Genomic DNA, 16,087 nt, shown 5'->3' with positions numbered 1-16,087 from the left:
AGCTAAATATAAATATTTTCCAGAAAATAATTAACATAATATTATTTGTATAAGAATAGGATAAAATATAAAGGAGGAATATTTATGTCTGATAATTTAATAGTAAATCAAAAAAGAAAAATTATAGATAATATTAACTATGCAAAGGAGATGAATTTAAATAAAATTTCTGCACTTCTCCTTTCTGATAATGAGGAAATACAAAAAGAACTTTTAACTTGGTTAATTTTTCATGGATATAAGGTATCTTTAACTAAGGATGAGGTTAATATCCTAACAATAGAGTGGTAAGAAGTATATTATTAAAATATTGACATTACTATTTAAAAGAGGTATAATTAACCTTATTAAAGCGAGTGAAAAACCTTTAAGATGGTGATTAAGATTGATAGAAATAATTATTTTTTCTTTAATAAGTTTGTTATTTGTATTAATTGGATTAGCAATAAAAAAATATAAGTGTTATTGGTTAATCTCAGGATATAATACCTTATCAAAAGATAAAAAACGTAATGTTGATATAGAAGAGGTGGGTAAGCATATTGCTAGGATGTGCTATTTAATTGCTTTAATAATTATTTTAGGAGCAATTATCACAAAATATTTTGAAATTTCTTTTTTCATATTTGCTTTTTTGATAGTAGTTATAATTTTTGGATATTTATTTTATATTCAAAAGTTTGATCACAATAAAAAAAGCATTGCAGAAAATATTTTCATTGTAGTTATTGCCTTTATAACCTTTGCAATAATGCTAATAACTTTTTCTTCAGGAAAAGAACCTAATGAAATAAGAGTTACAGACACATCTATTATAATTGAGGGCAATTTTGGAACAAGCATTAAGAAAAAAGACATTAAGGAATAAGTATTAGTAGATACCCTTCCAGAAACAGCTTTAAGAGTTAATGGATATAGTGATGGTAGTTCAATTAGGAAAGGCGATTTCAAATTGAAAAATGGGGATAGGGTAAAGTTATATATTCAAAGTAAGAGTGGACCATATATAAAGATTTCCACAATAAGTACTGAAATATATATAAATTACAAAGATAGTAATAAAACTATAGAGTCATTTAATAATTTAAAATAGCAAAAGCAAAGATAAAGTAGCTTAATTAGTTCCTTTATCTTTGCTATTTTTTTCTGCTTTCATTTCTAAATGGATTATTAAAGATAGAAATCCTCTTAAAAGTGTTATTGAAGCTTACTTATTATTTCAATAAAGAATAAAATAATAAGTAAATTTAAAAAATTAATGAATAAATAATAAAGAAGAATAAAAAATAATATATAATAAATATATATATATATGATTTTTGGAGAATAAATATGATAATTAATAAAGATTTTTATCAAAAGGGAGCAATAGATGTTGCAAAGGATATATTAGGTGACTTTCTTATAAGAGAAGTTAATGGAAAAAAGATTAAATCTATGATTGTTGAAACTGAAAGTTATATTGGAGCAATAGATAAAGCTTGTCATGCTTATAATTACAAAAAGACTGAAAGAACAAAGCCTCTTTTTGAAGAAGGAGGTATAGCTTATGTATACTTTATATATGGATTATATCATTGTCTTAATATTGTAACTAATAAAAAGGAGGAGCCAGAAGCTGTTTTAATAAGAGCTATTGAACCATTAGATAATTTGGATTATATATCTAATGTAAGATTTAAGAAAAATTATGAAGAATTAAGTAATGCTCAAAAAAGAAATTTAACTAATGGTCCATCAAAGTTATGTAGTGCATTAAATATAACTAAAAATGAGAATTATAAAAAATTATACTTATCTGGGGATTTGTATTTAGAACATAATCCAAATAAAAGCTTTGAGATAGTTGAGACCAAGCGAATAGGTATTGATTATGCAGAAGAAGCTAAAGATTTTTTATGGAGATTTTACATTAAAGATAATTTGTATGTTTCTAAAAAATGAATATTTATATTAATTTGTATAAAACTAATAATGATTTTACATTAAGGAGGTTTAAATATGAAATTTAGAAAATCATTATTAGTAATTTGTTCACTGGTGATTATTTCACTTGCGTTAATTGGTGCATCAGAACCAGAAAAATCAATAAATCCTAAAAGTCCGATTGTTATTGGTGAGATCTTAGCTGTTGAAAAAAGTGAGGATAATAAATCTATTAGAATAACTGTTGAAGGATATATCAAAGATAAAGAAGTAAATAAAATTAAGGTAGTAGGAATCATTGATGATACAACTAAAGTTATGAATTCTTCTAACGACAAAAAAGATAATATAGAATTACAAAAGGGTGATTTGGTTTATATGAGAGTAAGTGAAGCTATGACAAAGTCTAACCCACCACAAACTATAGTTAAAAGAATATTTGTTACAAAGAATAAATAAAAAAGTATATAAATATTATAAATAAATGGAGGATGAAAAATGAATAAATATAATAAGGATGAATTAAAAAATAGATTATCTACAATACAATATAAGGTTACTCAAGAAAATGCTACTGAACCACCTTTCTTAAATGAATATTATGATAATTTTAAGGAAGGCATATATGTAGATATTGTTTCTTTAGAACCATTATTTATATCAGATTCTAAGTTTGATTCAGGTTGTGGTTGGCCAGCTTTTTCCAAGCCAATTGATAGAAGTCTTATAAGTGAAAATATAGATAGAAGTCATGGAATGGTAAGGACTGAGGTGAGAAGTAAATCTTCAAACTCCCATTTGGGACATGTTTTTTGTGATGGACCAGAAGAAGTAGGAGGCTTGAGATACTGTATAAATTCAGCTGCACTTAAATTTATACCTAAAGAAAAAATGAAAGAAGAGGGGTATGAAGAATATTTAAGTCTATTTGATAATGAGTAAAGGTGGCTTCCACTTTTACTTTTTTAAATTTAAAGAGTATGTAGTAATTTACATAATTATTTAATGTTTGTTATAATAAAACTTATGAAAATACAATTGCAACCATGGGGGTCTGGAATGAGTAAAAGTATTAAAGGTAATAAAAGAAAAAATAACAATAAAAAAAGAAATAATAGAGAAAGAGCTTTATATGTAACTATAATTGTTTGCTTAATATTTATGTTTTTAATTGGTAAACTAACGTATATTATGATTTATAAGAGTAAAGAGTATAAGAGTATGGCTCAAGGACAATGGAATTCTCAAGTAATAGTAAAAGCAAATAGAGGGGATATAGTTGATAGAAATGGGTCAATTCTTGCAACTTCAATAGATGTTTATAGTGTAGATTTAGATTTAGAAGCAATAGATACGCATATTCAAGAGAAAAAGACAACAAAAGAGGAAGTAGCAAAAAAATTAGCAGAAGCATCTGGACTTAGTATAGAGGAAGTAAAGGAAAAGTTAAATCCCTCTAGTGAAGATGGAGTTGAAATTAAGACAAGCACCTTAATGAAAGGAATAGATAAAGAAACCTGTGATAGAATTAAAGCTTTAAATATATATGGAGTAGTAACTTCTATCAGTCAAAAACGATATTATCCTAATAATAATTTCTTAGCACATGTACTTGGAAGTGTTAACTCTGATAATATAGGATTAAATGGAGTTGAATTAGAATATGATTATGAACTTACTGGTATATCTGGATATAAGATATCTGAAATAGATGGAAGCTTAAAAGATTTACCTTATCAAACAGTTAAATATTCAAGTCCTGTAGATGGGAAAAATATTGAGTTAACTATAGATGAAAATATACAACTAATGGCTGAAAAAGCAGCTGAAAAAGGATATACAGATAATAAAGCTAAAGAGGTTACTATAATTGTTATGAATCCAAATAATGGAGAAATATTAGCTCTGGTAAATAAACCTGATTTTAATCCAAACACTCCTTATGAAGATTACGAAAAATTTGATGGTGAAGATGATTTTGATAAACTCCAAAATATGTTTAGAGATAGTGCAATTAGTGATACCTTTGAACCTGGCTCAACTTTTAAGAATATAACTATGGCAGCAGTGTTAGAGGAAGGATTAGCTAATGAGAATGATACATTTTATTGTAGTGGAGGAGTAAAATTTGGTTCTACAACAATAAAATGTTGGAATACATCAGGTCATGGAACACAAACTCTTCCTGAAATATTACAGAATTCTTGTAATGTAGGTTTTATGGAATTAGGTGCAAGGCTTGGAAGTGAAAAACTAAAAGAATATATTGATAAATTCGGTTTTGGACAATTAACTAACATAGATTTACCAGGAGAATCTGAAGGGATTGTTAAGTCAGTTAGTGATATGAGTGAAATGGATTTAGCAACTATTGCATTTGGACAAACTAATACAGTAAATAGCGTTCAATTATTAACAGCTTTTAATGTTATTGCTAATGGAGGAGACTTAATTCAACCTCATATAATGAAAAAAATAACTTCTGAAGCTAGTAATGGAACAAAAATAATTGATAAGATATTCGAACCTACAATAAAAAAAGGAATAGTATCAGAAAATACTACAGCTACTTTAAAAGATTACCTAGAAAGAACAATTAACCAAGGACAACCTATTGGAAGCTTTATGGGAGAAGATAGAAGAGTAGGGGGAAAAACAGGTACTGCTCAAACAATAGATTCTATTAATGGAGGTTATTCATCAGATAAATATATAGCATCTGTTTTAGCATTATATCCAGTTGAAGAGCCTGAAATTACTATTTATATAAAAGTTAATGAGCCAAGTGCAGGGCAATATTATGGTGGACCAGTTACTACTCCAATATTAAAATCACTACTTACTGAGTTATTTAATTATATGGATTCTCAAGTATATAAAGAAAAATATACGGAAAAAGACCCAGTAGTAGTACCTGAAATAAGAGGGAAAAGTATTTCAGAAGCTAAAAAAATATTAGAAGAATATAATTTATCTATTAATATAAATAATTCTTCTTCAAAGGTTAGCAATATGGACCCTTATCCAGGTTCATTAGTAGAAGAAGGATCAACTATTAGTGTGAATTTAGCAGATGATAAGATAGATAACAATAAACTTATAATGCCAAATTTAAAAGGAAAGACTTTGGAAGAAGCTAGCAATATATTAAATAGTTTGAACTTGAAATTTTCAACTAATGGTATGGGAATAGTTGATGGACAAAGTATTATAGAAGGAAAACTTATTGAGAAAGGAACTAAGGTTTCTTTAGATTTAAAAGAATAGATAATAGGAGACAAGATGAATAGAATTAATAATGTAAATTCAAAGAGCAAAGTTAAACGAAGAAAAATGAAAAAAATAAATATGAAAAGCATAGATTATGCATTATTATGTGCGTTATTGTTATTACTGTTTATTGGAGTAGTAATGGTATATTCATCAAGCTCATATTATGCATTATATCAAAAGGATGTTTATAATACAGATTATTATTTTATTAAAGAAATTACATGGGTTATAGTTGGTACAATAGGTATGGCTATAACCATGTCTATAGACTATCATATTTATAAAAAGTTTACTCCTTGGTTAGTAATAATTACACTAGCACTTTTGATAATAGTTTTATTTGCTGGTGCTGATATAAATGGAGCTGTAAGATGGATAAGGTTAGGACCATTATCTTTTCAACCATCTGAACTTGCAAAATATGTATTAGTTCTTTATTTAGCATTACTTATTGACAAAAGAAAAAATAAGATTAAGAAGTTTGGAGAAGGAACAATACTTTATTTATGCATAGCAGCTGTATTTGCAGTTCTTGTATTACTGGAAAAGAATTTAAGTATTACAGCTATAATTATGATGGTTGCTTTTATAATGATTTTGGTTGGAGGAGCAAAAATCAGTCACTTGCTATCATTGGTACCAGTTGGAATTGCTGCAGGGCTAGCATTGATATTTACTCAAAGCTATAGATTAGATAGACTTACAAGTTTTCTAAATCCTTGGGCTGACCCATCTGGAGATAGTTATCAATTAATTCAATCACTTTATGCATTAGGGTCAGGAGGAATATTTGGAGTTGGACTTGGAAATTCAAGGCAAAAGGCTTTGTTTATGCCAGAACCTCATAATGACTTTATATTTTCAATTATAGGTGAAGAGCTAGGATTGATTGGATGCATTTTTATAATATCAATATTTATGTTTATAGTAATAAGAGGAACTACAATAGCCGTAAAAGCAAGGGATAATTATGGATTTTTATTAGCTATAGGAATTATTTCAGTTATTGCAATACAAGCTATAATAAATATAGCAGTAGTAAGTGGTTCAATGCCTGTAACAGGAGTTCCAATGCCATTTATTAGTTATGGAGGAACTTCATTGGTATTTAATTTAGGGGCAATGGGAATATTGCTTAATATATCTAGACAGAGTAAATATGAAGAAATATAATAAAAATGGACTTAAATTTTATAGAATAAAATATTATTATAATGAAGTTATATTTGGCAAAATAGGAGGAATATAATGAAGACTATACTTTTCACTGATTCTTGTTGTGATTTACCTATAAGCTTTGTTAATGAAAATAATATTCAAGTTATGCCAATAATAGTGAATATTAATGGTGAAGATATTCCTGATGATTTAGGAAAAAGTATATCACACAAGGATTTTTATAGCCTTATAAGAAATGGTAAGTTACCAAAAACATCACAAGTAAATGTAGATACTTTTGAAAGAAATTTCAAAAAATATGTTAGAGAAGGATACTCAATAATATATATTGGTTTTTCTTCAGCCTTAAGTGGATGTGTTAACAGCGCAAGATTAGCAAAAGAAATTATAGATGAAGAAATAAAAGATGCTGATATCACTATAGTAGATACGAAAAGTGCATCAATGGGATTAGGTTTACTTGTTTATTATGCAGCAAATATGCTAAAAGAAGGAAAGAGTAAAGAGGATATTGTTAATTGGTTAGAAGATAATAAGCTTAAAGTGAATCATTGGTTTACAGTAGATGATTTAAATCATTTAAAAAGAGGCGGTAGAGTATCAAGTACAGTAGCAATAGTTGGTACAATGTTAAGCATAAAACCAATTATGCATGTAGATAATGAAGGCAGATTAATTCCAATTTCCAAGGTTAAGGGAAGAAAAAAATCTATTAAAGAGTTGTATGATAAACTAAAAGAGAAAATTGTAGATTCTGAAAATCAGACTATTTTTATTAGTCATGGAGATTGTATACAAGAAGCAGAAAGTTTAAAAGAATTAATATTAAGTGAAGTAAAAGTAAAAGAAATTATAATAAATAATATCGGACCTGCAGTAGGAAGTCACTCAGGACCAGGTACATTGGCATTATTTTTTATTGGAAATAATAGATAGTATAGAGAAATTTTTTAGTTCTAAAAATAAAAAAATATAAATTAAAATAAATTTATTTAAAAACTCCGCAAGGAGTTTTTTTTTATTTATTTTTAATATGTATCTTATACAAATTGGAATATTTTTATTTGGAAATACAAGTATATTAATTTAGTTAAAAATAACTTTATATGCATCAATGTAACATTTGTGTAAAATAAAGTAAAAATGGGTTGAAATTATAATTTGATGAATGTATAATTTAAAGTGATAAAAGCGTTATTTACATTTACTTTATATAAGAAATAAGGAATTATTTCGGTCAAAAATCATCTAATTACATCTAAATATATGGTGCTTTTATTTAATTATAAAAATCAATAAAAGTAATAATCTAATAATAAACACATGAAAAAATTTTCAAAAAACACTTAAAGTAATAATCTAATAATAAACACATAAAGAAATTTTCAAAAAACAATAAAAGGATTTTATATTAAAAATATTTATCAAATACCTTCTCTATTAGAAAGGAGATAAATCATATGGTTAAGAGGATTTATAATAATATAACCAATGTTTTAGTTATATTAACAGTTATAATAGCACTTTTACTTGTAGGGGTTAGGATAATAGGATTGCAAGTCTATACTGTTTTATCAGGTTCTATGGAACCAACTTATCATACAGGATCATTAATTTATGTAAAAAAAGTTAACCCAAAAGAACTAAAAGTGGGAGATATAATTACCTTTATGCTAAATGAAAAAACTACTGCAACACATCGTATCATAGAGGTTATTCCAGATGAAGATGATATAGATACTATCCGCTTTCGTACTAAAGGTGACGCGAACGATTTTGAGGATAGTTCTCTAGTACATTATAAGAATGTAATAGGGTCTTCAGTATTTACTATTCCATATATGGGATATGTGGCAAATTATATTCAGCATCCACCAGGTATGTATATTGCAATTATAGCTGGTGTGATTATTATATTACTTACTTTTCTTCCTGATCTATTTGATGATGAGAAGAAAAATGATAAGAACTCTACTGATGATGGAGTGATAAAACAAGGGTAATACCGAAAGGTTACCAATAGATATTTATTGAGATAGGGGAGTTCTTATGAACTCAAAAATAAAAGCACTGACGATGGTCTTGGTTGCCTTATTGCTTGTTTCAACAACTATGTTTGCGACAATAGCATACCTAAAATCAGAGGATAAGCTAAACAATACCTTTACAGTTGGAAAGGTTATATTACTTTAGATGAAGCTAAAGTAGATGAAGATGGTACTCCTGTTCAAGGTGCTGACCCTGTAAAAGAAAATAGGTACAAGCTTATACCAGGTCATAGTTATACGAAAGACTCAACTGTTACTATTAAGGCTAATAGCTAAGATTGTTATGTACGTGCTCTTGTAACTTTAAATAAGCGTGAAGCACTTTATAATTTACAAAGTGACATTAAAATTGAAAATTGCTTTGAAATTAACACTAAATCTTGGACATACAAGAATATGACAGCTGATAAAGATACTTATACTTATGAGTTTTGGTATAACTCAATAGTAGAAACAAATAGTGATAAAGATACTATACTTCCAGCTGTATTTGAGAAAATAATAGTTCAAGAAAGCCTAACTAACGCTCAGTTAGAAACACTTGAAGGTTTAAAAATTAATGTGGTTACTCATGCAATTCAAGCTGATGGTTTTGATACTGCTGAATAGGGATGGAAAGCTTTCGGGAACTAATGATTTAAGATAAGTATAGCTTAATAGCTTTATTTATAAAAATAATTTAAAGAAAGAGGGAATTTTAGATGAAGAAAAAAAGAATTAGTTTAGTGATGGCACTTGTATTAGTGCTAACCTGTGTTATTGGAGGAACTTTGGCTTATCTTACTGCTAAGACGAACTCTGTTACCAACACATTTACTGTGGGGAATATCGATATAACTTTAGCCGAAACAACTACAGATTATAAAATGGTTCCAGGTAATACAATTGCAAAAGATCCAACTGTTACTGTTAATGCTGGTAGTGAAGCTTGTTGGCTATTTGTTAAGATTGAAGAGTCTACAAATCCAAAACTTGATGATTATATTAGTTATTCAATAGCTACAGGTTGGACTAAACTAGAATCAGGAGTTTACTATCGTGAAGTGGATGCTAATACAGCTAATGCTGGCACTAGCTTTTATGTTTTAAAAGATAATCAAGTTACAGTAAAAACAACCGTTACAAAAGCAATGATGGATGCTCTAAAAGTGGAAGGTGCTACACAGCCAACTCTTACTTTCACAGCATATGCAGTACAAAAGGATAATATCGCAACTGCAGCAGCAGCTTGGGCAGAAGCAAGTAAATAATATTTAAGATAAAAATTTAAATTTACTTTATATAAGAATTTTTAAATAGAAAATAAAATTTTATAGAGGAGCAATTAATTATGAAGGTAAATAAAAAAATAACTACACTTTCATTAGTTGCTGAGGGGACTCAAGCTGCAGGTTTTAATAATGTTTATGAAGCTTTAAATACTGCATTTGGAACTCCTAGTACTTATAATCCTTGGGAATAAAATTTAATATAAGTTTAAATTCTATAAGGTATAATACGTTCCTGCCTATTTTTAGGCAGGAGCAATTTAATAATACCAGTGAGATTATATATAGAAAGGGAAGAAAATTATGAAGAGGAAAATCACAGTTTGTGCATTGTTGATTGGATGTCTTTCTATATTAGCCTATGGGACAATGGCTTATTTCACAGCAGAAAAGACAGCAACCAATGTTATTACAACTGGAAATATTAAAATTGAATTAAAAGAGATGGCTATTTCTGAAGAAGGAGGAGATTTAGTTCCTTTTCAAGATAAAACAGGTGTGATGCCAGGTGCGGAAATATCAAAAATTGTTTCTATAAAAAACATAGGTGGACAGTCAGCATATGTTCGTATAAAACTTGACAAGGCTATTACTCTAGCAGAAGGTATAACTGATGATGTGGATTTATCACTTATAAAATTTGATCTAAATACTAGTGATTGGACAGAAAAAGAAGGTTATTACTACTACAATACATCATTATCAGCAGGGGAAGAAACAAAGCCATTGTTCAATACTGTTATTTTTGATAAAGAGATGAGCAATATGTATAAAGAAAGTAAAGTTGAAATTAATGTAAATGCACAGGCAACTCAAGTGGCTAACAACGGAGATAATGTATTTAGTGCAGTAGGTTGGCCAGAAGATTAATAAGGGGGGATTGATTCATGAAGCGAAGAAAAAAAGCAAAAGTGTTATCATTTCTTCTTTGTATTTTATTAATTTTTACCACATTTACGCCAATGTCTATAAGGGCTTCTGCAGAAGATGAAGATGGTAATATAAATACAACAGTATCATCTGGAGAAACTATAACAGTAACTCCAAATGGAAAAGAAGTTCTTACAGCTCCAAATAATATGATTGAAGAACTTCAATGGCAATTTTATTCTGATGAATATAATAAGTGGATTAATATTTATGGTGAAAAGGGGAATACTTGCACACTAACTTATGCTAAGGTATATAATATGATCCATAAAAATGGTCAAACTCAAATTCGTTGTACTCAAATTACAGGGGGAATTGAAAATACTAGTGATTCAGTTACTGTTATACTAGATAATAAATACCAGGAAGTTGAGAAAATCAATGAATTAAGTAATGAATCAACGGAAGCAGATCCTATTGTTGTAAATGATACAGTAGAGAATTTTGCTACTTATACAGCATCAGCTGAAAATGCTGATATAAGTAATATTCAAACATATGATGAAACTGATAGCATTGAAACTGAAAATTCAACAAATGAAACCTATAGTATAGTTATTAATTATGTATTTGAAAATAATGAAATTGCAGCAGAACCTTACACAGCAACCCTTGCTGCAGGCTCAAGCTTTTCAGCTACTGTTAACTATCCAACAATACTGGGTTATCTGCCTTATGTTAACGATGTACAGCAAAATTCTGTTAATCTTAACTACACAGATATCCAAAAGGACTACACAATTAATGTTGTTTACAAACCTACAAATGTAGATTATACAGTTATCCATTATCAGCAGAATGTGGATAACGACAATTACACAGAAGTAGAAAGAGAAACAAAACAGGGACTTACAAATTCTACTGTTCCGGAAGTTGCTAAAACCTACGAAGGTTATTATGCACTTCTTTACGAAAAACCTGCAATCGCAGCAGACGGTAGCACAGTTGTAGAAGTTTACTACGATAGATACTATTATCTGATGAACTTTGACCTTGACGGTGGCTACGGAGTTGAGCCTATATACGCTCGTTACGGCACCCAAATAGGGAATGTAGGTACACCTACAAAAGCTGGTTACACATTTCAAGGCTGGTCACTAGACGGCACAACAACTGTTGAACTGACAACCACAATGCCTGCAGAAAACCGCACATACCATGCAATATGGAAAGTGGATGCCACAGCTAAAGTAACAGTTGTTATATGGGGCGAAAATGCAAATGATGAAGAATATTCATATATTAAATCTTCTGAAATCTATGCAAAACCTGGTGAAACTATAACATTTGGTTCAGGCCAGATGGTTTGTGCTTTGGAAAGCCATCAGCATTCTCTTGAAGAGTGTTATGAATTGACATGTACACAGGAGGAACATACCCATTCAGAGGATTGTTACACATGTGGACAGTCAAGTCATACGCATGGTACATCATGTTATGACGGAGTAGGAGATGTTTCTTCTCCTGGTTTAGGTGCACCATCCAATCCTTCTAATGGTTATATCACAAGGCGTGTATTTTCGAGGGATGGCAAAGTAATATATATCAATGGAACATGGTATAATTATTCTGGTTCAACAGCTTCTGGTTCAATAGCACCTACAACTTGTGGACAAATAGAGCATACTCATTCAGAAGACTGCCTTGGTTGTGGTAAAACAGAACATACCCATAGTGTTGAAAATGGTTGTTACACACTTACATGTACAAAAACAGAACACACCCATTCAGATGATTGCTATCTTAATACAAGTGTTATGGACACAAACCTATGGACTTATGTAAAATCTGATGAAGTTACTGTAGCCGCAGACGGCAGTACAATAATGAACGTGTATTTTGACCGTAAACAGTTTACAATTACATTTAAGGCAACAGGTAATAATGGAGCAACTCTTGCAAGCATTACAGATAAATGGGGTGCAGATATCAAGGAACGATTTGAAACAATTTCCAAAGCTAATACATTCCTCTGGTCACAGAAAACAAGTGGTGATTCTCCATGGACATCATTTATGGATGTTATGCCTGCGGAAAATAGAACATACTATGCAAATACAAACAATTCCACAAGAACACATACGGCCACCTACTACGGTGAAAAACTTGATGGTTCAGGTTATGAAGTTCTGTACACAGTTCAAGTTAAATACGATGGTAATTTGACGGTATCTGAAGAAGAATTTGAAGATATTGAGGGATTTACATTCAATGCGGATAAGAGTACAAAGATTGGCCGTGACTATAATGGTGCAGAATTCTATTATGACAGAAACAGCTACAATCTTATTTTCAATGATGGCTACGATGATGTAAAAACTGAATTAGTTAAATATCAGGCATCACTTGCAACTTACCAAAGCTACACACCAGATGTTCCATCAGCTTACGAACCGGGTTCTGTAACTTTTGGCGGTTGGTATCTTAACCCAGAATGTACAGGTACAGAGTATGACCTTTCCAGTCATACAATGCCTGCGGCAAACCTTATCCTTTATGCAAAATGGGTTCCTGTAACACATACAGTAGAATTCTACCTTACACAGGAGTATATGGAATCAGATACAAAAATTGGTGAGACGCACCCTGACCTAATTGTTGAACATGGCTCAAAGGTTGAGCCTACACCTGAAACACCAACAAACAGCAGTTATACATTTGTTGGATGGTTCTATATGGAAGACGGCGTAGAAAAAGCCTTTGACTTTGCAAATATGCCAATCAATAAGGATATGAAGGTTTATGGTAAATGGAGCTCAAATGTTCTGAAAAACTACTCTATTTACTACAAAATCCAGGGGACAGACACAGAGATAGCTGCACCTACAACAGGTAGTGGTCTTGCAGGTATAACAAAAACCTTTGACGCTAAGGGTGACACAGACCTGTATGCAGATTATCAGGAAGGTTACTTTCCATTGGTAAAGAGTCATTCATTGACAATTGATATTGACAATGATGCAAATAACACTTTCACATTCTGGTATGTACAGAAAGAAGCTGTTCCTTATATGGTTAAATATCTTAATGCCGAAACAGGCGAACCTGTTGCAACGGAAAAAATAGTTTCCGATAACCGCAAAGCTGTTGTTACTGAAACCTTTGTTCCTGTAGCAGGCATGATGCCAGATGCATATCAAAAACGATTGGTAGTAAGTGCCGAAGATGGCGCAGTTAACGAAATTATCTTCTACTACACAGAAGATACAACCCATGCATACTACAAGATTACTCATTACACCGAAAATCTTGCAAAGGATTCAAATGGAAATACAACATGGACAGAATACGCATCTTCACAGGCAGTAGGAGATATCAACACAACATACTCAGCCGACCCACTTACAATCAGCGGTTTCACCTACGATTCAACAGTGGAAGGTACAGTGGTAAGCGGTGAACTTACAGCAAACGGTCTTGAACTTAAATTATACTACACACGCAACAGCTACCCATACGAAGTTCGCTACCTTGAACAGGGAACTGGCAAACAGTTGGCAGAACCAAAAAGAGATACGGGGAAATATGGAGAAGTAATTTCCGAATCTGCAATTGATATTGAAAATTACCAAGCAGTTGATCCTACTTCACAGAATATTGATGTAAAAGTAGAAGAGGGTACAGAAGCAAAAATTAATATAATAACTTTCTACTATAAAGAAAAACCAGTTGATCTTACTATCACAAAGACTGGTGTTGATAAGATTGATGAAAACCAAAGTTTTATATTCCATGTAACTGGTTCTTCAGGAATTGATTTAACAGTAACTATAGTTGGAAATGGTTCAATTACTATTAAAGATTTACCGCATGGTACTTATACTATTACAGAAGAAACTGATTGGAGTTGGCGTTATACTCCGGATAAATCTTCACAAACTATTAAACTACCACAAGATGGTAATAATGTAGTTTTCAAAAACAGTAGGAATGACATCAATAAGTGGCTAAATGGTAATGCTCATATAAAAAATATATTTAAAGGTATATCTAATTGAGAAAGGAGGCAAGCATAATGAAAAAAATAGATTATTGTAGTAGAACTGTTATTAATAGAAAAAGAAAAATACAAAAAAGAAAAAAACAAAAAAGAGAAAAAATTGCATTGCTTGTTTCCTTAGTATTACTATTTACAATTACAGTAGGAGGCACAATAGCTTTTATCTACACTCAAACACAATCTGTTACGAATACTTTTAAACCATCAAATGTTGCTTGTGAGGTGGATGAAGATTTTGATGAAAAAATTAAGAAGGATGTGTCAATTAAAAATACTGGTGATACAGAGGCATATATTAGGGCCACAATTTTAGTGAATTGGATAGATGATAGTGAAAACATATCGGCTGTGAAACCAGTTTTGGATGAAGATTATTCACTTTCCTTTGCAGAAAATAATGATTGGCTAAAGATTGGTGAGTATTATTACTATAAATCTCCGGTTGAAGCGAAGGGGCATACGGATATTCTGATAAAAGAATGCAGACAGTTAACTGAAAAAGATGGTTATTACCTAAGTGTTGAAATACTTGCTGAAGCTATTCAAAGTACGCCTATAGAAGCTGTTACAAATTCTTGGAATGTAACAGTTAATAGTGACGGAAAGATTAGTGAGTAGGGGGTGGAATAATGAAAAAATATATTAAAATTATTTTTAGCCTTCTTATAAGCTGTACCATTTTAATGGCTTTTCCAATTAAAGCTTTTGCACAGGGATCTGTTACTTATAAAGGAAATGCGGAAAAGTTTATATTAGCTCCTGGTAGTGAGTATTCACCTACTGATTTGTTTTCAGACTTAAAGGATGTATTACCTGGTGATAGAATCACACAGAGTATTAGGATAAAGAACGATGCAGAAAACAATGTGGAAGTAAAGTTGTATCTTCGTTCTCTAGGTGCAAAAAGTGGTTCAGAAGAGTTTCTTTCTCAGCTTAATCTAACTGTTGAACAGGATGGAGATTCTAAAATCTTTGATGCATCTGCAGACAAGCAGGCACAGCTAACAGATTGGGTATATCTTGGAGATTTTAAGTCAGGTGATGAAATAAATCTAACTTTAACACTAGATGTTCCAATTACTTTAGGAAATGATTTTCAAGAATCAATTGGTTATTTAGATTGGGAATTTAAAGCTGAAGAATTCCCTGTAGTATCTGAAGGAGTTGGAGGTATAATAGATATAATTGGATCTATTAACACAGGTGATAATAGTAATTTATTTATTTACCTTGGATTGTTTGGTATCAGTATAATAGTGATTTTCATACTATTATTTGCAAAGAAAAATGGGAAGAAGTCCTTACATTAAAATTATAATTTGCCCATCCATTTATATATGGATGGGTTTAATATTTATCTAAATAATTTAAGGAAAAGTGTATATATTTTTTGAATATAAATATAGTTATTAACGTAAGCGTCAAAAAATCGACGCGTAGCAATTAAAAATTTAAAGTGATAA

Annotated in this window: 16 protein-coding genes; all 16 read left to right on the top strand. The window is 30.4% G+C overall.

Going from position 1 to position 16,087, the window contains the following annotated elements:
* The first annotated feature begins 84 nt into the window (after positions 1-84).
* The 16 genes from ACQRD5_RS14690 to ACQRD5_RS14615 all read left to right on the top strand — a co-directional run bounded on the left by ACQRD5_RS14690 (position 85) and on the right by ACQRD5_RS14615 (position 15,934).
* Positions 85-291 carry a hypothetical protein gene (locus ACQRD5_RS14690; RefSeq protein ID WP_291624848.1) on the top strand — a complete coding sequence of 69 codons (207 nt, stop codon included), beginning with the start codon at positions 85-87 and terminating at the stop codon, positions 289-291.
* Positions 292-385: 94 nt separating this feature from the next.
* Positions 386-868 carry a DUF3784 domain-containing protein gene (locus tag ACQRD5_RS14685; RefSeq protein ID WP_320900185.1) on the top strand — a complete coding sequence of 161 codons (483 nt, stop codon included), beginning with the start codon at positions 386-388 and terminating at the stop codon, positions 866-868.
* A 464-nt stretch (positions 869-1,332) separates the two neighbouring features.
* The gene (locus tag ACQRD5_RS14680) at positions 1,333-1,944 is read left to right on the top strand and encodes a DNA-3-methyladenine glycosylase (RefSeq protein ID WP_321129260.1); all 612 of its coding nucleotides are present in this window, start codon (positions 1,333-1,335) and stop codon (positions 1,942-1,944) included.
* A 57-nt stretch (positions 1,945-2,001) separates the two neighbouring features.
* Positions 2,002-2,385: a hypothetical protein gene (locus tag ACQRD5_RS14675; protein ID WP_320900190.1), complete on the top strand. Its 384-nt coding sequence runs from the start codon at positions 2,002-2,004 to the stop codon at positions 2,383-2,385.
* 39 nt (positions 2,386-2,424) lie between these two features.
* On the top strand, positions 2,425-2,868 hold the full coding sequence (gene msrB / locus ACQRD5_RS14670; protein ID WP_294166973.1) for a peptide-methionine (R)-S-oxide reductase MsrB: 444 nt from the start codon (positions 2,425-2,427) through the stop codon (positions 2,866-2,868).
* A gap of 117 nt (positions 2,869-2,985) precedes the next feature.
* Positions 2,986-5,193: a stage V sporulation protein D gene (locus tag ACQRD5_RS14665; protein ID WP_294166974.1), complete on the top strand. Its 2,208-nt coding sequence runs from the start codon at positions 2,986-2,988 to the stop codon at positions 5,191-5,193.
* 15 nt (positions 5,194-5,208) lie between these two features.
* Complete coding sequence (gene spoVE / locus ACQRD5_RS14660; RefSeq protein ID WP_294166975.1) at positions 5,209-6,372, top strand: stage V sporulation protein E; 1,164 nt, start codon at positions 5,209-5,211, stop codon at positions 6,370-6,372.
* Positions 6,373-6,447: 75 nt separating this feature from the next.
* A complete protein-coding gene (locus ACQRD5_RS14655) occupies positions 6,448-7,314 on the top strand; it encodes a DegV family protein (RefSeq protein WP_291624861.1) in 867 nt (288 codons plus the stop codon).
* A 524-nt stretch (positions 7,315-7,838) separates the two neighbouring features.
* Positions 7,839-8,381: a signal peptidase I gene (locus ACQRD5_RS14650; RefSeq protein WP_320900195.1), complete on the top strand. Its 543-nt coding sequence runs from the start codon at positions 7,839-7,841 to the stop codon at positions 8,379-8,381.
* 441 nt (positions 8,382-8,822) lie between these two features.
* Complete coding sequence (locus ACQRD5_RS14645) at positions 8,823-9,035, top strand: hypothetical protein (RefSeq protein WP_291624865.1); 213 nt, start codon at positions 8,823-8,825, stop codon at positions 9,033-9,035.
* A gap of 92 nt (positions 9,036-9,127) precedes the next feature.
* The gene (locus tag ACQRD5_RS14640; RefSeq protein WP_291624867.1) at positions 9,128-9,676 is read left to right on the top strand and encodes a TasA family protein; all 549 of its coding nucleotides are present in this window, start codon (positions 9,128-9,130) and stop codon (positions 9,674-9,676) included.
* 80 nt (positions 9,677-9,756) lie between these two features.
* Entirely contained in the window at positions 9,757-9,888 is a 132-nt protein-coding gene (locus ACQRD5_RS14635) for a hypothetical protein (RefSeq protein ID WP_291624869.1), read from the top strand.
* A 109-nt stretch (positions 9,889-9,997) separates the two neighbouring features.
* Entirely contained in the window at positions 9,998-10,564 is a 567-nt protein-coding gene (locus tag ACQRD5_RS14630) for a SipW-dependent-type signal peptide-containing protein (protein ID WP_291624871.1), read from the top strand.
* A gap of 17 nt (positions 10,565-10,581) precedes the next feature.
* Entirely contained in the window at positions 10,582-14,622 is a 4,041-nt protein-coding gene (locus ACQRD5_RS14625; RefSeq protein WP_320900199.1) for an InlB B-repeat-containing protein, read from the top strand.
* Positions 14,619-15,242, top strand: a complete 624-nt coding sequence (locus ACQRD5_RS14620) for a hypothetical protein (RefSeq protein WP_291624874.1) — start codon at positions 14,619-14,621, stop codon at positions 15,240-15,242. Before ACQRD5_RS14625 ends, ACQRD5_RS14620 begins: the two co-directional genes overlap by 4 nt.
* 11 nt (positions 15,243-15,253) lie before the next feature.
* Positions 15,254-15,934: a hypothetical protein gene (locus ACQRD5_RS14615; protein ID WP_291624876.1), complete on the top strand. Its 681-nt coding sequence runs from the start codon at positions 15,254-15,256 to the stop codon at positions 15,932-15,934.
* Positions 15,935-16,087 lie beyond the last annotated feature (153 nt).

It is taken from the genome of Clostridium sp. SGI.024, from assembly GCF_050315195.1.
GTDB lineage: Bacteria > Bacillota > Clostridia > Clostridiales > Clostridiaceae > Clostridium.
The sequence above is the reverse complement of the archived record's forward strand: the minus strand, read 5'-3'. Positions and strand labels throughout refer to the sequence as shown.